Origin of the sequence: Methylomarinum sp. Ch1-1 (assembly GCF_030717995.2) — a bacterium.
Taxonomy (GTDB): domain Bacteria; phylum Pseudomonadota; class Gammaproteobacteria; order Methylococcales; family Methylomonadaceae; genus Methylomarinum; species Methylomarinum roseum.
In genome coordinates this window covers 880191-900134 of the sequence record NZ_CP157743.1, presented here as the reverse complement: position 1 = coordinate 900134, position 19944 = coordinate 880191, and the positions used below count along the sequence as shown (strand labels likewise).

14 protein-coding genes are annotated in these 19944 nt (G+C 51.0%); 4 read left to right on the top strand and 10 right to left on the bottom strand.

The features are described 5' to 3' along the window. Positions 1–140 precede the first annotated feature (140 nt). From Q9L42_RS04405 to Q9L42_RS04395, 3 genes are read left to right on the top strand one after another with little or no spacing between them, the layout of a single operon-like run. Entirely contained in the window at positions 141–5270 is a 5130-nt protein-coding gene (locus tag Q9L42_RS04405) for an AAA family ATPase (protein WP_349432056.1), read from the top strand. Next, on the top strand, positions 5263–5667 hold the full coding sequence (locus tag Q9L42_RS04400; RefSeq protein ID WP_305909637.1) for a response regulator: 405 nt from the start codon (positions 5263–5265) through the stop codon (positions 5665–5667). Before Q9L42_RS04405 ends, Q9L42_RS04400 begins: the two co-directional genes overlap by 8 nt. 6 nt (positions 5668–5673) lie before the next feature. Beyond that, positions 5674–7824 (top strand): EAL domain-containing protein, encoded by a 2151-nt coding sequence (locus Q9L42_RS04395; RefSeq protein ID WP_305909638.1) that lies wholly within the window; start codon positions 5674–5676, stop codon positions 7822–7824. A 201-nt stretch (positions 7825–8025) separates the two neighbouring features. On the opposite strand, the gene Q9L42_RS04390 is transcribed toward Q9L42_RS04395, so the two are convergent. The 4 genes from Q9L42_RS04390 to Q9L42_RS04375 are packed head-to-tail and all read right to left on the bottom strand — an operon-like array spanning position 8026 to position 11365. Next, positions 8026–9090, bottom strand: coding sequence for a phosphotransferase enzyme family protein (locus tag Q9L42_RS04390; RefSeq protein ID WP_349432053.1), 1065 nt, complete (start codon positions 9088–9090; stop codon positions 8026–8028). Then, positions 9087–9686: an RdgB/HAM1 family non-canonical purine NTP pyrophosphatase gene (gene rdgB / locus Q9L42_RS04385; RefSeq protein ID WP_305909642.1), complete on the bottom strand. Its 600-nt coding sequence runs from the start codon at positions 9684–9686 to the stop codon at positions 9087–9089. Before rdgB ends, Q9L42_RS04390 begins: the two co-directional genes overlap by 4 nt. A gap of 2 nt (positions 9687–9688) precedes the next feature. Continuing rightward, positions 9689–10408 carry a ribonuclease PH gene (rph, locus tag Q9L42_RS04380; RefSeq protein WP_305909643.1) on the bottom strand — a complete coding sequence of 240 codons (720 nt, stop codon included), beginning with the start codon at positions 10406–10408 and terminating at the stop codon, positions 9689–9691. Between the two features lie 54 nt (positions 10409–10462). Further along, complete coding sequence (locus Q9L42_RS04375; protein ID WP_305909644.1) at positions 10463–11365, bottom strand: serine/threonine protein kinase; 903 nt, start codon at positions 11363–11365, stop codon at positions 10463–10465. A gap of 44 nt (positions 11366–11409) precedes the next feature. Between Q9L42_RS04375 and Q9L42_RS04370 the strand changes: the two genes are divergently transcribed. Then, a complete protein-coding gene (locus Q9L42_RS04370; protein WP_305909645.1) occupies positions 11410–12273 on the top strand; it encodes a YicC/YloC family endoribonuclease in 864 nt (287 codons plus the stop codon). A 772-nt stretch (positions 12274–13045) separates the two neighbouring features. On the opposite strand, the gene Q9L42_RS04365 is transcribed toward Q9L42_RS04370, so the two are convergent. The 6 genes from Q9L42_RS04365 to Q9L42_RS04340 all read right to left on the bottom strand — a co-directional run bounded on the left by Q9L42_RS04365 (position 13046) and on the right by Q9L42_RS04340 (position 19937). Beyond that, positions 13046–13762 (bottom strand): M48 family metallopeptidase, encoded by a 717-nt coding sequence (locus tag Q9L42_RS04365; RefSeq protein ID WP_305909646.1) that lies wholly within the window; start codon positions 13760–13762, stop codon positions 13046–13048. Between the two features lie 49 nt (positions 13763–13811). Then, positions 13812–16904 (bottom strand): type I restriction endonuclease subunit R, encoded by a 3093-nt coding sequence (locus tag Q9L42_RS04360; RefSeq protein WP_349432049.1) that lies wholly within the window; start codon positions 16902–16904, stop codon positions 13812–13814. Between the two features lie 236 nt (positions 16905–17140). After that, on the bottom strand, positions 17141–18208 hold the full coding sequence (darG, locus tag Q9L42_RS04355; RefSeq protein WP_305909649.1) for a type II toxin-antitoxin system antitoxin DNA ADP-ribosyl glycohydrolase DarG: 1068 nt from the start codon (positions 18206–18208) through the stop codon (positions 17141–17143). Beyond that, positions 18208–18858, bottom strand: a complete 651-nt coding sequence (gene darT, locus Q9L42_RS04350; RefSeq protein WP_305909650.1) for a type II toxin-antitoxin system toxin DNA ADP-ribosyl transferase DarT — start codon at positions 18856–18858, stop codon at positions 18208–18210. The genes darG and darT overlap by 1 nt, the downstream gene beginning before the upstream one ends. Then, positions 18851–19435 carry a DarT ssDNA thymidine ADP-ribosyltransferase family protein gene (locus Q9L42_RS04345; RefSeq protein WP_305909651.1) on the bottom strand — a complete coding sequence of 195 codons (585 nt, stop codon included), beginning with the start codon at positions 19433–19435 and terminating at the stop codon, positions 18851–18853. Before Q9L42_RS04345 ends, darT begins: the two co-directional genes overlap by 8 nt. An 82-nt stretch (positions 19436–19517) precedes the next feature. Beyond that, the gene (locus Q9L42_RS04340) at positions 19518–19937 is read right to left on the bottom strand and encodes a four helix bundle protein (protein WP_305909652.1); all 420 of its coding nucleotides are present in this window, start codon (positions 19935–19937) and stop codon (positions 19518–19520) included. Between the last annotated feature and the right edge of the window lie 7 nt (positions 19938–19944).

Sequence of the window (19944 nt, the reverse complement as noted above, 5' to 3'; positions counted from 1 at the left end):
AACTTATTTCAGGGCGCTTAATCAGCCGTTTATAGCACAATTTAACGGTAGTCATTAATCAATAATAGCCGTGAAATGACGCGAAAGCAGCATAAATGCTATAGTCCGCTAGTATATGGTTGCCCGTTAAGGATTACAAATTGATCAAAAAATTATTGAATTATCAGATTGAGGACTGGCTGGGCAGCAGTATGCATGCCGAAGTGTATAAGGCCTCTCCGCTCGGTCAATCTGATAACATGGTCGTCATAAAAAAAATCAATGACCAATTCTGTAGCGATGAGCTGGCGCTTTACCTGCAACAGCAGATCGATCATCTGGCGGAACTGCCGTTGGAGGACTTGATCGTGCCCGTATTACTGCATCCGAACAGCGAAATGTTGTGTCTGTTGCAACCTTGGCAACCGGGACAAAGCCTGATGAAGTGGATGGAGGACAATGCCACGCCGGGACTGGAGACTATACTGAAAATCGTGTTGGCGATCGCTGAACGAATCGAACACAGACACCGCGCGGGACATATCCACAAGAGCATCAAACCGAGCAATATTCTGATACAGCCAGACAGCCTGAAAATCCAGATTCTCGACGATGTCCGGGTGCTGGATATCAACCAGATCAGCCATTTCATCTATCATGAAAATTTTCGCATCCAGACGCTGCCCTACCTATCGCCGGAACAGACCGGACGCATCAAACATTCGGTCAATTATTCAACCGATCTCTATTCATTAGGGATGATTTTTTATGCGCTGCTCACGGGCAGGCCGCCGTTTTTGTTTGACGACCCGATCACGATCATCCATTCCCATCTGGCCGAAACACCGCAGCCGGCGCATCAGGTCAACCCGGCCGTGCCGAAGACGCTGAGCAAGATTGTCGGCCAATTACTGAAGAAAGCCCCTGAAAAACGTTATCAGAGCGCATCAGGCTTATGCGTAGATTTGCGCCACTGCCTGGAGAATTGGCAGCAGCATCAGCACATCAGCCGTTTTACTTTGAAACAGAAGGATTATAGCAACCGCATCACGATACCCTCGTTGATGGTCGGCCGCGACCAAGAGAAAAAGCAATTATTGGAGGAATATCATAAGGTTTGCTCCGGCGTGTTCAGGGCGGCGTTGATTTCCGGCTTGTCCGGCATCGGCAAGACCCGCTTGATACAGGAACTGCAACTGCCGATTGTGTCCCATGCCGGCTATTTTTGCTCGGGAAAATTCGATCAATTTAAAAAGCACATCCCCTACAGCACACTGATTCAGGCATTGACCGCCCTAATCAAGACCTTTCTGACCGAGGACAGCAGCCGCATACGGTACTGGAAAAACAGGATAGCCGCCCAACTGGGAGAAAATGGCCAGTTAATGATCGACCTGGCGCCAGAGCTGGAATTGATTATCGGAGCGCAGCCGGAGGTGGCCGATTTGCCGCCGGTGGAAGCACGCAACCGTTTTAACGATGTGGCCGGCAAGCTCCTCGCCTGCCTGGCCAGCCAGGAACACCCGCTGACCCTATTCATCGACGATTTGCAATGGTGCGACGGCGCCACCTTCGATTTTCTCGAGCGCCTGTTCGACAATCCGCTGGAATATCCCTATCTGTTCCTGATCGGCGCTTATCGACATAATGAGGTGGACGCCAGTCATCGCCTGACCGGATTGATCAATAAAATCCACCGGGCGAACAGACCGCTGCAAGAAATCCGTCTACAGGCGCTGGGCTTGCCTGAAGTCAATCAAATGACGGCCTATATTCTCAACACCTATCCGTCCCGGACAGAAGCATTAGCCGATGTCATCTTCCATACCTCAGCCGGCAATCCGTTGTTCGTCAATGAAAGCCTGCGCTGGTTGCATAGTTACCGACATTTGCATTTGGCTGAAGACGGCGTCTGGGTCTGGGATGACGAACAGCTGCGTCATACCGCGATACCCGAGTCGGCGCTGGACTTGTTCAAAGATAAAATCGCCAAACTCGACAGCGTTTCGCGAAGACTCTTGTCGATCGCGGCCTGCCTGGGCGCCCGCTTTGCCGCCAACGAACTGGCGCTGGTGGCCGGCATGTCATTGCCGGCCTTATACCAGGCGCTGACGGCATGCTTTACCCATAATATCCTGCTCAGAGAAAAAGAACAGATCCTGTTTTTTCATGATCAGGTACAGGCGGCTTCGGAAAGCTTCATGGATGAGACGACTAAACGCCGCATCCATAAACAGATCGCCGATGCGCTGATCATGGCCATCCCGCCCGAGACTGAATTGGAAAGCCTGCCAAATCTGTTCAGCATCGTCGAACACCTCTATGAAGGTCGTCCTGAACAACAAAGCGAGCAACAGCGTCGTCAGGAAGCGGAATTCAATTATCACGCCGGAATCATGGCGATGAAGGCGCTGGCGATGGAGAATGCCAATTTTTTCTTCCGCCAGAGCCGTGAGCTGTTTGCCGATCAATCCTGGGACGAACATTATGATTTTTTGTTTTCGCTGCATAAATATCTGGCCCGCACCGAAATGGCGCTGGGCTCCCAACCGGAATCGGAGCAGATTCTGAATATTCTGATCAAAGAGGCGAAAAGCGATCTCGACCGGGTCGATTGTCTGTATGAGCAAACCACCGGCCTGTCCTCGATGGGAAAATTCAAACAAGCGATAACATTGGGTAACCGCGGCCTAAGTTTCTTCAATCGCGCGATTCCTGACGACGATGAACAGGCGCTGGCGAAATCTGCCGAAATTATCGAACAGATTCATCACGACAATCGCGATATCTGGCAACAGATTCTCGATATCACCCCTAGCGGCGATCGCGCCACCAAGATCGAAACCGGCATCTACAGCGAACTGATTCCCGATTATTATCTGGCCGGCATGGTGCCTCAGCTATATTTGTCGGCGATACAATCGACTCAGAACTGCCTGGCCGGCGGCGTCGATGAGACTGTTATTTACGGTTTTTCGATGGTCGGCCTGTATTTACAGCGCCAAGGCCAATATGACAGGTCGTTTCGCTATGAAGACTTGGGATTGGCGCTGTCCGAGCGCTATCCCGATACTTTCGGCGCCACCAAGGGCATCAACGGCATCTTATGGACCAATATGCACAATCGCCGCGGCTCCGAACATATCATCGAGCAATGCCGAAAAAATATCCATCGCGGCAAGGGTTGCGGCGATTTATATAACGCCGGCCTGTCCTACGGCCCGTATATCTGGCACCTCATACATCAAGGCAAGCATCTTGACCAGGTCAATAACATCGCCGAACAATGCATCGCTTTCTCGGAAAAATTCAATCTGTCATTGTCATTGGGGTTGGCGCAAAGCGCGATAGCAGGCTGGAGCGACCTGATGGTGACCGGAACCGCCAGTTACACGCCTGAGCAAATCGAGGCGATGCTGGCGAAATGGGAACGCGATAAGCATGTCGTATCGATCGGCGGTTATTACACGTTGAAAGGCATCAGCTATCATTATCTTGGCGACTTCCTCAGGGCCAGCGAGGCCTTGGAGCAAGCCCGACCTTATCTAAGAGGCTTGAGCGACAATATCCTTAACCGGCTCTGGTATGTGTTTCGTTATGTCAATGATCTGCGTTTGCAGCCTTCCATCTCGACGACGGAACGGCAAGTGCTGAATGAATGTGTCGACAAGGTGGAAAGCTGGGCGACATTGGGACCGATTCTTAAGCCCTATTTTCTATTCATGAAAATGGAAAAAGCCTATCAGCAAAATGATTTCAGCAATTGCCGCCGCTATTGCCTGGACGCGATCGATCTGGCGACGACGCAGCAATTCATATTGCTGGAAGGCTATTTGCAGGAGCGTCTAGGACAACTGTTTATCGAAAATCAGCATGATCAGGCCAGCTATTATTTGCAGCAGGCCGCCAAAGCTTATCGCCGTTGTTCCGCAGCGGTGAAATTCAAGCAATTGCAGGAAAAATATTCGCTCACGCTGCGCGACCAAGAGCACAGCGCCGAACGCTCACTGGCGCAATTGCTCGATGTCAATTATCTGCTGCAAGCCACCCGGGCGATCACTCAACAGCTCGATTTTAATTTACTGCTCAGCACAATACTGAAGGCGGTCATGGAGCGTTTAGGCGCCAAGACCGGTTATTTTTTGCTGGCCGAAAAGCATCATCTGCAAGTCGTGGCGCGCGGCAGCAAACGCGATATCGTCGAGGTGCAAATCAGCCAAGAGCAAGGCTTTGACACCGGCAGTTTAAGCTGGGCGATCGTCAACTATGTGCACCGCACCGGGGAAATGCTGGTGTTGGAAAACGCCTGCGCCGAAGGCGACTTCATTACCGACGAGACCGTGCAGCAACAGCAACTGAAGTCGATCCTATGTACACCGCTGTTGATTCAGCAAAACGTGCTGGGAGTGTTATATTTAGAGAACAAACTGATCAAGTCGGTCTTCACCCGTGAACAGATCGAGCTGACCCGGATGTTGATGGCGCAAGCGGCGATCGCCTTGCAAAACACGCAATTGATCAGGAAAATGAAACAGAGTCAGCAAGCCATCGAAAGCCTAAACAAAGACCTAGAGAGGCGGGTGCAGGAAAGAACCAATGAGCTGAATCATGTCAACGAGGAATTGAAAAACTTCGCCTATGTAGTGTCCCATGATTTGAAGGCGCCGCTACGAGCGATTAATCAATTATCGGGCTGGATCGCCGAAGATTATGCCGATAAGTTCGACCAAGACGGTCGAGAACAAATGGCGCTGCTCAGAGACAGAGCCAAACGCATGCATGACATGATCGACGGGATTTTACAATACTCCCGGGTTGGTCGAGTTAAGGAGAGACTGGAAACGGTGGACACCGGCGAAGTGTTCGACGAAGTCATTCAGTTGATTTCGCCGCCTGAGAGGATAAAAATTAGTATCCAGTCGCCATTACCTGTTATAAAGGCGGAAAAGCTCAGGGTTTATCAAGTCTTTCAGAACTTGCTCGATAACGCCATCAAATATAATGATAAGGAGCGGGGACTGATCGATATCAGTTGTTCAGAACTGGCTCACGACTGGCAATTTTGTATTGCCGATAACGGACCGGGCATCGACAAGAAATACCAAGAGAAAGTCTTTCAATTGTTCCAAACCTTAAAACCCAAGGACCAAACCCATGGCACCGGCATCGGCTTGAGCCTGATCGAAAAAATGGTGCACAACTGGGGCGGCAAAATCTGGATAGAATCGGAAGTTGGTCAGGGATGTTCGGTTATTTTCACCTTACCTAAAATAATAAAAAAAGATGAATAATGTTCAACCCATATTATTGGTCGAGGACGACCTGGTCGATGTAATGACAGTCAAACGCGCCTTCAGAGAATTGGAGGTAGTGAATGTGCTGGTGACGGTCAGCAATGGCGAAGAAGCCATTGCCTATCTGCAGCAACCGACCCAAGGATTGCCCTGCGTGATTTTGTTGGATATCAACATGCCGAAAATGAACGGCCTGGAATGTCTGGATATCCTCAAGGAGCATTCCTTGTTCAAAAACATTCCCGTCATCATGCTGACGTCGTCGAAAGAACAGCAGGATGTCGATCAAAGCTTCATCAAAGGCATCTCCGGCTATATTCTCAAGCCGGTTGATTATGATCAGTTTCTGGCCTCGATTCAGGTACTGGCGCCTTATTGGACGCGCAAACAATAAGTCCCGATGCCGCGAATACGCTTGTTATTGATCGAAGATGATCTGGCCGATCAGATCATCTTTAAGCGCTTCGTCAAGCTTCGGCGACTCGCCTATGACTACGACATTGCGAGCTCTGTGGCACAAGCCTCTGCATTGCTGAAATCCCGGCAATACCAGATTGTTCTGGCCGATCACTCCTTGGGCGATGGCACCGCATTTGACTTGCTGCCGCAGATTCCTGCGAACACGCCGACCATCTTCGTCACCGGCAGCGGCGACGAGGAAATCGCCGTCAAAGCCCTGAAACGAGGAGCGGCCGATTACCTGAGCAAAGATGTTCAAGGCGATTATCTGAAGCTGCTGCCGCTGATCATCGATAATGTGCTGAAAAGCAAGGCGGCGGAACAAGAACTGGAGATCTATCGTCAGCGCCTGGAACAACAGGTGGAAGACCGGACGCGGGCCTTGCGGCAGGAAATTTCGGAGCGCTTGCAGGCGGAAGAAAAACTGATCCAGGAAAAGGAGCGCGCCCTGGTCACCTTGAAGTCGATTGGCGACGCCGTCATCACCACCGATGAAAACGGCTTGATCGAATTCGTCAATCCCATCGCCGAAAAATTGACCGGTTGGCCTCATCATGAAGCGAAGGGGCTGGCAGTGGACAAGGTCTTCTACACGATCGACGAGATCAGCCGGACGCCGCTGAGTTGTCCGGTGAGGAATTGTTTACGTAACGGTGAAATCGTATATTTGAGCCGCAGCACCCTGCTGCTCGACAGACAGGGCCAAGAATATTCGATCCAGGACTCGGCCGCGCCGATCATCGACAATGACGGCAAGGTGCAAGGCGTGGTGCTGGTATTCAGCGACGTCACCGAATCCAGGCGGCTGGCTCAGGAACTGGAATACCAGGCATCGCACGACTCCCTGACCGGCTTGGTCAACCGGCGTGAATTTGAAAACCGCTTGAACAAGGTGATGTCGCTGCGGCATGAAATGCACAGCGACTACGCCTTCTGTTATCTGGACCTGGATCAATTCAAGATTATCAACGATACCTGCGGCCATACCGCCGGCGATGAATTGCTGAAGCAGTTGACCCTGCTGTTACAGGATAAGATCAGAAGCCGAGACACGCTGGCGCGTCTCGGCGGCGATGAATTCGGCGTGCTAATGGAACACTGCTCGCTCGAACAGGCCGAACGCATCGCCAATTTACTGCGGGAAGAAATCGCCGATTATCGTTTCAATTGGGAAGACAAAAGCTTCCGCATCGGTGTCAGCATGGGGCTGATCGAAATTACCGACGAATTTCATAATCTGAACGACCTGCTGATCGTAGCCGATTCCTGCTGTTACGCCGCCAAAGACGCCGGCCGCAACCAAGTCTTCATCTACCATAAAAACGACGAAGAAATCCGCCTGCGCTCGGGACAAATGCAATGGGTAGCCAAGCTGCATGAGGCTCTCGATCATGACCGTTTCGTGTTGTATAAACAGCCGATACAATGCATTCATGCGTCGGAAGGCGAGCATTTCGAAACCCTGCTGCGAATCAATGATCACATCGACACCGATATCCAGCCGGGCGCCTTCATTCCCGCCGCCGAGCGCTACGGCCTGATGGATCAGATCGACCAGTATGTCATCAAGCACTGTCTAACCTGGTATGCCGAACATAGTAAACAGCTCGATAACCTGGCCTTATGCACGATCAACCTATCCGGCCACACCCTGGGCGCGAAAGGGGTTTTGGATTCGATTTATCGGCAATTCGAATATTTCGCCCTGCCCAGCGAAAAGTTCTGCTTCGAGATTACCGAAACGGCGGCGATCGCCAACTTGAATCTGGCTACCGACTTCATGCGGGCGCTGAAAGCCAAGGGCTGTTTGTTCGCGCTGGATGATTTCGGCAGCGGCCTGTCTTCGTTCGCCTATTTGAAAAATTTACCGGTCGACTTCTTGAAGATCGACGGCATGTTCGTCAAGGATATTTGCGATGATCGGGTCGATTTGGCGATGGTGAAGTCGATCAACGAGATCGGCCATTTGCTGGGCAAGAAAACCATCGCCGAATTCGTCGAGACGCAATGCATTTACGACCAGGTCGTCGAGCTGGGCATTGATTACGCCCAGGGCTACTGGATCGCAAAACCCCAACCGTTTACCGACTGACGTCCTTCGTGCGCTGAAAGCGCGGGGCGGCTTAATTAACTCGCCCCGCACGCATTGAATGCTTTTGGCGGATCCGCTCCGCGTGATCCAGCTCACGGATGTGGGTGTGCTGACGACAGGAAGCGCACCGGGTTTTGATGCGCTGCCCACGCGAGACGGGATTGCAAACCTCGTCCCGCTCAAAAACAAGAAATATCCGGATTAAACGTTCCGTAGCCGGTCGATCAGCGCGTCGATGTGCGGACGTTGACGACGAACATCCTGGCACAGCCGAAACTGCTCGACAGCCCGTTCCAGGTTCTGATCCCGACGCTTCACCTTGAAATAACGGTCGCCGTTCAAAAAGTCGGTAAAAAAGCGTAGACCCAGTTCAAACGGAATCAGCTCGATCGCCGCATATAAATAGTCGTAATCGGCGTCGCTGAAAAAAGAGCCGGCCTCGCGCAGATAATTCTCCAGCACCGAGGCGCAAAGATCCAGATCGAAACGGTGGTCTCGCTTGATATGGCAGCAGGAACGCAGACAATCGCCGATGTCATAATGCACCAGCCCCGGCTTGACGGTGTCCAGATCGATCAGGCTGATAATGCTGTCGGCATCGCCGGCGAACAGAAAATTGTTCAGTTTCGGATCGCCATGTATGATCCGTTCCCGCAACAAGCCTTGCCGTCTGGCGTTTTCAAGCACGTCGCACTTGTCCCGATAGTCGTCGATAAATCGTCGACAGAAAACGACAGACTCGTCTTTGCGATCAGCGGCGGATGCGGCCGCAACCTGATCATAATGCCGTAAATAACCGGGCGTGACATGAAAACCGGGCAACGTGTCGTGCAGTAAGCCCGGTTCAAGATTGCTGAACAGGCGATGGAAATGCGCCAGCGCGAAACCGGTCTGCCCCGCCTCGCTGCGGCGACTGAGGCATTCGCGGCTTTGGCCGTGTTCGATCAATGCCAGAGCCCGCCAGAAATCGCCGGCGGGATCGCGATAACCATAGTCGCCGGCCGCCGTTTGCAGTAGCGCCGGCAGCGTCAGTTTGATCATCCGGGCGTCGAGCGATTGCAGATGACGCCCGATACATTGCAGATTTTCGATCACCCGCTCAGGTTGAGAAAAAACCCGCCCATTAATTCGCTGCAACACGAACTTCGACTCGGCGGCGCTCACCAGGAAGGTGTCGTTAATCAGGCCATTGCCTAGCGTTTTAATCTCGGCGATGGCCTGGCCCGGACAGAATTGACCGGCCGTGGCCAGCAGCGGGTCTTTCACCGGGACTTCATCAATTCGGCCAGTTGCTTCAGCGCCTGGCCGCGATGGCTGATGGCGTTTTTCACCTCCGGCGTCAGTTGCGCCGACGAGCACTGGTATTCCGACACCCAGAACACCGGGTCGTAGCCGAAGCCGTTTTCGCCGCGCGGACTTTCCAAAATGCGTCCTTCCCAGCAACCCTGAGCGATGACCGGCGTGGGGTCGCCGGCATGCTCCATGAACACGATGACGCACACGAAGCGGGCCGTGCGCTCGGCTTCGCCAACGCCTTCGAGCTCCCGCAGCAATTTGATCACATTGTCCTGATCGGAAGCGCCGGCGCCGGCATAGCGCGCGGAAATGACGCCCGGAGCGCCGTTCAGCGCATCGACGACCAGCCCCGAATCATCGGCGATGGCCGGTGCATTGGCATGCAAGGCCGCGTTACGGGCCTTGATGATGGCGTTTTCAATAAACGTGGAGCCTGTTTCGTCTGCCTCGGCGATATCGAATTGTGATTGCGGCAGGATCGGATGACCTTCCAGGATGGCCTGAATCTCCTTGATTTTGCCCCGATTGCCGCTAGCTAAGACGATATGCTGATGATTGCCGAACATTATTAGACGCTGTCCAATGCTTGCTGTTGTTTTTCTATCAGCACACGGATGCCTTGCTCGGCCAACTCCAGCATGCTGTCCAGCTCTTCTCTTCTGAATGCATGGCCTTCGGCGGTGCCCTGCACCTCGATGAAGGCGCCGGCGTCGTTCATCACCACGTTCATGTCGGTTTCGGCATTACTGTCTTCGGCATAATCCAGGTCCAATACCGGCACACCTTGGAAAATCCCCACCGACACCGACGCCACCTGACCATGCAGCGGATTTTTCTTGATTTTGTTTTTGTCCAGCAAATGCTGAATCGCGATCGACAGAGCGACAAAGCCTCCGGTGATCGACGCCGTGCGAGTGCCGCCGTCGGCCTGAATGACGTCGCAATCGATGGTGATGGTGTTTTCGCCCAAGGCCTTCAAATCGACTGCGGCTCTCAATGAGCGGCCGATCAAACGCTGGATTTCCAGGGTCCGACCGCCTTGCTTGCCTCGGCTGGCTTCGCGTCCCATGCGATCATGGGTGGACCGAGGCAACATGCCGTATTCCGCGGTAATCCAACCTTCGCCCTTGCCTTTCAAGAAAAAAGGCACGCGGCTTTCCACACTGGCGGTGCAGAGTACCCGAGTGTCGCCAAATTCAACCAGCACAGAACCTTCCGCATGTTTAGTATAGTTGCAGGTAAAACGAATTTCTCTTAATTGATCTGGGCTACGTCCGCTTGGTCTCATGGTGTTCTCGACAAAATTAAAACCGGACAGTATACCCGTTTTTACCGTCATGGTTTAATTTTTACCGAGCAGCGCCTGCTGTAGATCCTCCACCGATTGCGGCCGTTCTTCAGGCTTGACCGCCATCGCCCAATCTATCGCCTTCAACAGGTAATCGGGATACTTGTTTTTATGCGTCTTGACCGCCGGCGCCAACGTGTCTTTTCGCTCTCGCTCGGGAGCCGGCGGAGGCGTCTTATGATCCAGGCAGGCGCGCATACTGGCGCCGACGGCGTAGATATCGGACCAGGGTCCCAGCTGGATTTGATTGGAATATTGCTCGATCGGCGAATAACCCTTGGTCAACACCTTGCTGCGGTTGGCGCCCTTAACGATGGGATAGCGCTGGATGGCGCCGAAATCCAATAGCAAGGGATCGTGTTGCGCGCGAATCAGGATATTCGCCGGCTTGATATCCAAATGTATAAATTTTTGCCGGTGAATTTCGGCAATACCGTTCAGCAGATCATGAAAAACCTTCCGCAAGAACTCTTCATCGACGGTCAGCAGTTTCTTATGCAGTATCTTATCCAAGGTCAGGCCGTAATCGTAAGTCATCACCATGTAGACGGTTTCATTGGCCTGAAAGAAATTGATCACCTCGACGATGTTATGGTGCTTTAAATTGGCCAGCGCCTTGGCTTCCTCAAAAAACAACGCGCGGCCGCGCATAAACAAGGTCTTGGTTTCATCGCCATGCGGCGTCACGACATTATTCCAGGTGCGATGCGCCAGTTTTCTGGGCAGATATTCCTTGATCGCCACCTGAACCTGATCCTCCAATTGCCTGGCCAAATAGACCGAACTGAAGCCGCCATGAGCCAGTTCCCGCTCGATCATATACTGGTCTATAATGGTGCCCGTTTGTAGATAATTCCATTCTTGCGGATAGGTTTCCGGATCGTAATATTCTGACATTGGGGTTTGAGAGACTTTGATAGCCCTACAATTATAGGTGAAAAATGATAAGAAGTATGACAGCTTTTGCCGGAGCCGAGGCCGAGATCGCTAATTTACTGATCAATTGCGAATTACGTTCGGTCAACCATCGTTACTGCGATATCAGCTTGAAACTGCCGGAGCGCCTGCGCTTCGCCGAATCCGATATGCGCGTCGCCATTTCAAATCGCCTCAAGCGCGGCAAGATCGAATGCACCCTTAATTACAAGAAACAGGGGACCGAGCAAAGCTATGCCTTTAATAACGAAGCGGTCAAAGGCTTGCTGACGGCGACCGCCGCGATCGAACAGCACATGGAAAGGCCGCAGGCTTTTTCCGCGCTGGAGGTGCTGGCCTTTCCGGGCATTCAACAGGAAGCGGAAAGCGACCGCGAGTCCTTGCAGCGGGGCATCAACGATCTGCTGGACCGCGCCCTGAGCGATGTGCTGGCCGCGCGTGAACGGGAAGGGGAACAGTTGGGCCTATTGATCGAGGACCGTTGCGGCAAGATGCGCCTATTGGTCGAACAGGCCCAGGCGAGAATGCCGGAAGTGCTGCGCCTGCTGCGCGAGAAATTGACCGAGCGCATCGCCGAACTGGTCGCCGAGCCCGACTTCGACCGCCTGGAACAGGAGCTGGTGATGCAGGCGCAGAAACTGGATGTCGCCGAAGAACTGGACCGCTTGAATACCCATATCGACGAAGTCTCCCGCATCCTGACCCAGGACGAGCCGGTCGGCCGCCGCCTGGATTTTCTGATGCAGGAAATGAACCGCGAAGCCAACACGCTGGGTTCGAAGTCGGCCGACAAGGAAATGACCGCCATTGCCATCGACCTGAAGGTGCTGATCGAACAGATGCGCGAGCAGGTTCAAAACATCGAATAAAGCTTTCGTAGAGTATAAAATTACCTGATTACCCATAAGTGTCCGCTAACTTTAAAGAATAATGATTAACTGCATTAAGCGTACTTGCTAAGATAGGTAAAAAAACGAGCATTCGGTAACTTGCTCTGCAAGACGCTGTAAATATATCCCTATAAGCTTGGGTTCGGCATCCATGCCTCACACACTTGCAGATCAAGCCACCGAACACTCGCCCAGTAGCTGAGAGTTATAAGTAATCAGGTAAAATTAACCCTAACCGCCTTAGGAGCGCCGCCCTCGGCGCGAAAAACTTCATTTGGTCCGAGGGAGAGACTCTTACGGCTACAACGGCGGGACGGGATATTTTTCCCGTCCCTAACTTTGCTGCCGACGGTAATTGGCGCATCAATCTCGAACGATGCGCTTCACCCAGTGATAGGGTAGGCATTGCGTACCCTTTTCAAACGATTCGGACGTATTCATACGCCAAAAGGTACGCGGCGCGCGCACCCTACGCCGGCGCGATTAAGGAACGAGTATGAAATAACTTCTCCAAACGTCGGAAGAGGAATCGGTGGCTCGATTGACAGGTGTCGGCGGCAGGGATAGCCGCCGTCAAGACTACACGGATGTATTCACGGCGTCCTGTCAAGCGAGTTACCGAACCTCCACAAAGCCTATTGTTTCGGGAAGTTATTTTGTGCATATTCCTAAGGAAGTCTACAACCGGCAACTGAATAGTTCCTTACTTTGCTGCAAACCTTGCCGGAACCAGATTATGTTGAACGCCCGATCAATAAATCCAATGGTTATGGCCAAGCGGCATACTATTCAAAAGATCTCGACGCTCGCGCCAGTCGGGCAGGAACTTATCCATGTAGGCCTTAAATCGCTCGTTGTGCTTACGTTCCAGCAGGTGGATCAATTCGTGCACCAGGATGTATTCCAGGCACTCGGGCGGCTTCTTGGCCAGCTCCAGGTTCAACCAGATCCGTTTAGCTTCGGTGTTGCAGCTTCCCCACTTGGTTTTCATCTTCTTCACACCCCAGCGACTCGCAACAACGCCAATTTCTTCCTGCCAGTATTCGAGCAAATTCTCTATGCGCGCTTTCAACACTGAACGGTAATACTCCGACAGAACCCAAGTTTTGTTCTCAAGCGAGGTTTCCGCATTCACGTAAAGATGGATTTTCCCACCCCCGACCTTCACCTCATGCCGGCCCGCCCGTTCCAAAACATTCAAACGATGACGCTTGCCCCATAGATAGTGGCATTCGCCGCTGACCATTTCTCGGTCTGACTGTCTGGGTTGTTTGGCAAACTCATTTTGTTGCCTTTTGATCCAGGGAATACGGCCGATCACCGCCATGCGAATAGCGGTGTCCGTCATGGACTCAGGCGCGGAAATCCGCACCCGGCCATCGGGCGGCAATACGCTGATATGCAGGTTTTTGATGGCCTTGCGATGTAACGCTACCGTAATCGAACCGATTTCTATGATTGACCCCAATGTTCAGCCTCTGGTTGTTTGGGGGGATGCGCTAGGCTTATCCTTCTCTTCATAAATAATCCTTTTGCGCCTTGGCAAGCTCCATTACACCTTCAATGTCCACCTCATAGCCTGTGGTTTCCTCTCGCACCGCATTGGCGATTTCCCGTTCTTTAAAACGGTCACCCACCCAATCCGCTTTCTTGGTATAGCGAATGGCGCTGTCAATTTTGGTTGCCAGCAGTTCATCTTTGCCAAAATTGTCGTAAAAGGCGCGTTTGGGAGGGGTATCCATTGAAGATGGATAATTGGATGACGTTTGCTCGGGGCGGATCACCTTGCGTGATAACTCACGAATGCGCTGCAAATATTCCTGATACTCGATGGCCTTTTGACGACGCAGTTCAATCAGTTCATCCAACAATACCGACATCTGCTCGTAATACTTCGGATTGACCGGATTTTCATCGACAATGGTTTTACGCACATTGTTCTCGATGGTTTCCGCCATGGCCTCTGGGTTGTTGCGAATACTCTCCGGCAAGGCATCAACGGCATCGGCCCCTTTTTCGACGATCAGCTCGATCAGCCCGAGCTCTTCAAAATCCATCAATACTTCGCTGTCGTCGGCGCGAATATACATATCCAGCAAGTGGCGCATCGCGGGTTCAAAGCGCTTCATGTCCAGCAAATCGCCACTGGCCAACTTGACTTCATCGCGAACCTTTTCAAAGCGGGTCACTTCCGTTCGAATGGCATCGACTTCTTGCGCAGAATAGCCTGCGTCAGGCATTTCGTTGGCGATATTGGCAAACGCACGCAGCAGCTTGGCCACGTTTTGATACAGGGTTAAGCGTAAGGCTTCCTTTTCGGTCAACTCATCCTGATTCGCGCCGGATTCGCCACAGAAATAATGAATGTAGTCTTCCGTATTACGCGGCGCTTTGACCGGCTCGCACAAGGCGCGAACCATTTCAAGCGCATTATCCAAGTCCAACTTGGCTTGCTCTAAACGGTCTTTCAGGAGTCCTGCCACGTCTTCCTTGTCGTAACCCTCAAACGCGCCTTGGGTATAGTCAGAAATGGCTTTATCCAGGGACCGGAACAAGTCTTTGTAGTCGATGATATAGCCGTATTCTTTGTCGTCGCCATCCAAACGGTTGACTCGGCAAATCGCCTGGAACAGATTGTGGTCGGCCATCGGTTTATCGATATACAAATAGGTGGCCGAGGGCGCATCGAAGCCCGTCAGCAGTTTATCGACCACAATCAACAAGCGTATCTGTCCCGGCTCGTCGATAAAACGCTTTTTGACCTCTTTTTCGAACGCCTCAACGCGACTGGCCGCTTGCTCTTCCGGTTGCTCGAAGTAGTCGGCCAGCATCTTGCGATAAATATCGTATTTAAACAGCTTTTCGGTCAACCCTTCGCCGCTTTCCTCGCCTTTGATGCTGGCAGCCGTAGGCTGAAAGCTGGTGACAATGGCGACCTTGCCCGCTAAATCGCTTTGGCTGAACATCTCATAGGCTTTACAGGCCTGATAAACGCTAGCGCACACCAACATGGCGTTGCCGTAGCCGTCCATTAAGCGCGGCTTGGTATCCATGTCCAACAGAATGTCATTCACAATCTGTTGCAGGCGCGACTTACTGGATAGCACCTTCTGCATGGTGCCCCATTTCTGTTTCAGCTGTGTTTTGGCTAACCGGGAAAGGCCACGGGTTTTGGCCTCGAACCAGTCGTCCACCTTCTTTTGCGAGGTAATATTCTGGTCGATGTCCCGCGCTTCGTAGCGCAAATCGAGCACCACGCCATCGGCCACCGCTTCGTCAAATTTGTAGGTGTGGATATAGGGGCCAAATACCTCCACCGATTTTTTCTTGTCTTTCTTCATCAGTGGCGTGCCGGTGAAACCGACAAATAGGGCTTCAGGCAGGATGGACTTCATCGCCTCGTGCAGTTTGCCCGATTGGGTGCGGTGACATTCATCGACAAACACAAACAGGTCGCCTTTAGCGCTAAAATCCGACGGCAGCGATTTCTTCAGTTCGGCAATGAATTCATCGGTAGCCGCGTCATTTTCCGAATCCGACTGCCGACCAAACTTATGCACCAACGAACACAGCAACCAAGGATTAGGCTGGTTCAAGGTCGCCACCAAATCGGCGCCGCTTTTGCTGCGGTAAATATCTTCTTCCACGCCAGTGAAAACTTTTTCGATTTGTTCGTCCAGCTCGGTACGGTCGGTGACAATCAGCACGCGAGCGTCTTTTACATTTTCGCGTATCCACTTGGCCAGCCACACCATAGTCAAGCTTTTACCCGAACCTTGGGTGTGCCAAATAATGCCGCCTTCGCGCCTGGCGATATGGCGCTTGGCCGCTTCAACGCCAAAGAACTGATTGTGGCGGCAGGTTTTCTTGATGCCGGCGTCAAAGACAATAAAATCATGGATGATCTGCAAAAAGCGCTGCTTGTTGCAGATACGGCTCAGGTGAAAATCCAGCTTGTGGTCGTATGGATGCGCTAAATCTTCTTTCCATTCCAGATAATGCTTTTCCGGCGTTTCAATGGCGCCGTAACGCAAGCCCTGGGCATCGTTACCGGCCATCACCAGTTGTAGGGTGGTGAAAAAGTTACGGATAAAGTCTTTCTTCTGGTTATCCAGATTCTGGCGAATACCTTCGGAAACCGACACAGACGAGCGTTTCAACTCGATCACGCCCAAGGCGACGCCATTGACGTACAACACGATGTCCGGGCGCTTTTTGTTCTCGCCCTTGATCGACACTTCTTCGGCGATGGCAAAATCGTTGACCTCCGGATTGTTCCAATCGATCAGCCATACGGTTTCATTCTGGTGACCTGCGCCTTCTTTGTCTTTCACGCCATAACGCAGCAGACGGTAAACGTCTTTATTGGCGTAGTAGAGCTTTTTACCTTCACCCAGCGCGGCGGCGACATCCAACTGGCGAATGGCGCGATTAATCAAGGCTTCGCTAACACCACGCTTTTTCAGCCAATCGACAAGGAGATCGAGCTCAATATTTTTATTATTGGCGCGATCCTGCCAATCGCCTAAATAGCGGTAGCCCAAATCCGTTTGAAAAAACTGAACAATACGGTTTTGGGTAATGCGCTCGCGCTGGCCTACGTTGCTCATCATATCCTCTCATGTATTCGATGCTGTTTAACCTCTGCCAGTCAAGCAACGATCAAGCAAATATTTATCATAAAAATCATATGCCTACATAGAATTAACCAAGAATAGGCTGCTCTCAGTCAAGCAAGGATCAAGCCCCCAAATAGCGATAGCCTAAGTGCTGCTGGAAAAACTGAACGATACTATTTCATATGATACGCTCACGCAGGCCTGCATTCGACACATTAAAACTCCTTTTACAGTGCAACTACTTTCAAACGATCTATCGCAATTTGTAGGCTTTTATCATCAAACAATGCAAGCTTTCGATCAGCCCACTTCCTGCCAGCAGGCCAATTAGCGAGGCCGGTTTTAATAGATGCTAGCGTAGGCTCACAGCCTTCGTTTACCAACAACCAATCAACGCTAGAAAGCAGCTCCATACCAAAGGGAGACTCAAAGCCATCCATGATCTCGCTAGCCTTTTCCAATGCAGGTAAAAAGTCTTTGCCTTCACTATTCAGGTAAGCTTCAACTTGCTGCTTTTTAGCATCATTGAAGGCAATAACGTCTAAAGGGTTGCTATCGGGAATACGCTTATCGGATTTTAAATAACTACCATCCAGCGCATTTAACAGATGTTCTAGGTTATTGGCATAAGGGCCATAGTTGTTTGCCTCGAAATTAAGCTTTAACTCGTTTTTTAGCCCTTGTGCTTCGATAACGCGTTGTAAGAACCACGCTAACTTTTGAATCTCCAATAAGCTGCATTCCATCCCCAAAATCCAGTAGCGTCTCACCAGTTCAGCCACCATGGCTCGTGCAGGTGTCAGCTTATTCACCCCCGTCTTTTTAGCCACGTTTTGATATTTCGCTGTCGGCTCGAATATCCAGATTTCAACATCTGGTAGTTCCCCCAACGTTTGCTCAATTTTCAGTTTAACCTCTTGCCACACCAAACCGCCATTACCGGCGCCCAAGGGCGGGATGGCGATGGATTTAATTTGCTGCTCAATAATGAAATTGCGTAAGTCTAAGAGCCCTTCTTCCACCCATTCCATTTTGGATTTGGTACGCCAATGCTGCTTAGTAGGGAAGTTTACAATCCACTGCGGCCCCATCAGTTCGCCGGTTTGGGTCACAAACATTTTACCGGTAACCACTTCACCGGCTTTGCAGGCTTTGACATAGGCTTGCATGTTCATAGGAAAGCGCTCTTTAAACATGAGCGCTATACCCTTACCCATCACCCCGACGGTATTTACGGTATTAACCAAAGCATCGACGTCGGCTTCGAGTAAATTGCCTTGTGTGTAATGAATCATTAGAAATACCACCTAGCTCGTGCAAACACTGGCATGATTAAATTGCGCTGTTGCAGCCAACCATCCAGTTGTATTTTTGTGTTTTCAGTGTAACAGACCATACCTATAAGCGCGTCAATGGGGCAATGCCCATGAACTAAAGCCTCTGCCTGATAGCGCTCAAATTTTGCCGGGTCGTCAGGGTCACGCCTGAAATCTCGCGCTTGAAGAATACGCCAGTCGATTTTATCTAAATCGGCCAGATCCGTATAGAAATTCGACCATGCGTAGTAGGCGTGGCCATCGGTAAATACAAACGGCAACGACAACTCTCGCGCCCGAAAAAGATTAGACACCAGTATCACAATCTCATCATTAGAACGCTGGCGAATACCACCATAGCCGCTGTGAATATTCTTCATCATAGGCGAAAAAGGGGTGAAATAAAACGGCACATAATCATTTAAATAGCCACCCGCGCCGATAGGCACCGGGTGTGACGCCCGCTTATCAATCAAATCCGGATTGCCAATATGCACCCAATTGGGAGCCTGCACGATACTATTACCGCAGTGCAAACCGTTATCCAATATCCATGGGATATTTTCGCGGTGGACAATACGCCAAATCAGTGCTTTTTGGGGATTCAGGGTTTGGCTGTAATCATACATGAGCTTCACCCGCAAACATGTGAATCGCCAGATTGATGTGAGACGAAACGTTATGCTTATCAGCCAAATCCTGTACAGCTTTCCTAACTGCCTCCGTCTTCACATAGACACAGAATATTTTCCCAGCAGGCACACTGTACGGAGATAAACACTCAGCCATACAGGCAACTTTGCAGGCCCTGTCGCTATAGTCTCTTTGTGAAATCAGCGCCCAATCAATTACATTGATTCCCGCATCGTAATCAAGAATTTCATAACCCTCGTCTGCCAGGGGGTGTCTTGGCACAATCTTCCAATTATTAGCCTGCGCTACCGTTCTATGCACCGTCACCAGTACAAAATCTTTATTGGGATGAGCTCTCTGAACACCGTAATCAAAAGGACTTTTCGCGAAAAAATGAAAAGGAACGTATTGCTCTAAGCCATGTTCTTGGCGCGAATTTAAAATCTCAACATCCGCAACATCTTCGAACATTCCTTTTTGTAAACCGGCTCGAGACTGCAATCCAGTTTTGAAAATAGAATCAAGATTTTCCAACGCTGATAAGTGATATAGCAGCTTACCGTCCTTTGCCATTTACGCCTCCTTCACCAAACGCGTTTTCCCAGTCAGCAGTTCCTGCATGTTAAGTTGAAAATGGAAAGTTGAAAATGGAGAATTACTTTTTGTCATTTTCGGCATTCTCCCTAGAGGTTTTGACGATGGAAACCAATAGTTTTAATAGCTCTTGAATATCCGGTTTGATGGATTGATAGCTTTCTTGGGTGATTTCGCCTGATTGAAACAAAAGCTCTATCCAATAATCCGTTTCGTTGGCTTCTTTCAAGGCGATACTCATTTTATTGATAAAGTCCGCCTTACTTTGCGCATGCTCCGCCTCACGCACTAACGCACCAATCGCCGTGCCACTGCGCAACACCTGCTTGCTCAAAACATACTCGCGCTTCTCGGATTGTAAAAATTTCGACATTTTTACTACGCGCAATGAAAACTGAAACGACTTCTCGGCAACGGAGTTACGCTTTGTGAATGGATAATTGAGAGTTGATAATGGAGAATGTTGGTTGTCTTTTTTCATTTTCAAT

Coding starts and splice junctions, on each gene's coding strand:
- Q9L42_RS04400 (WP_305909637.1), top strand. CDS start 5,263: ATGAATAATGTTCAACCCATATTATTGGTCGAGGACGACCTGGTCGAT.
- Q9L42_RS04395 (WP_305909638.1), top strand. CDS start 5,674: ATGCCGCGAATACGCTTGTTATTGATCGAAGATGATCTGGCCGATCAG.
- rdgB (WP_305909642.1), bottom strand. CDS start 9,686: ATGTTCGGCAATCATCAGCATATCGTCTTAGCTAGCGGCAATCGGGGC.
- rph (WP_305909643.1), bottom strand. CDS start 10,408: ATGAGACCAAGCGGACGTAGCCCAGATCAATTAAGAGAAATTCGTTTT.
- Q9L42_RS04375 (WP_305909644.1), bottom strand. CDS start 11,365: ATGTCAGAATATTACGATCCGGAAACCTATCCGCAAGAATGGAATTAT.
- Q9L42_RS04370 (WP_305909645.1), top strand. CDS start 11,410: ATGATAAGAAGTATGACAGCTTTTGCCGGAGCCGAGGCCGAGATCGCT.
- Q9L42_RS04360 (WP_349432049.1), bottom strand. CDS start 16,904: ATGAGCAACGTAGGCCAGCGCGAGCGCATTACCCAAAACCGTATTGTT.
- darG (WP_305909649.1), bottom strand. CDS start 18,208: ATGATTCATTACACACAAGGCAATTTACTCGAAGCCGACGTCGATGCT.
- darT (WP_305909650.1), bottom strand. CDS start 18,858: ATGTATGATTACAGCCAAACCCTGAATCCCCAAAAAGCACTGATTTGG.
- Q9L42_RS04345 (WP_305909651.1), bottom strand. CDS start 19,435: ATGGCAAAGGACGGTAAGCTGCTATATCACTTATCAGCGTTGGAAAAT.
- Q9L42_RS04340 (WP_305909652.1), bottom strand. CDS start 19,937: ATGAAAAAAGACAACCAACATTCTCCATTATCAACTCTCAATTATCCA.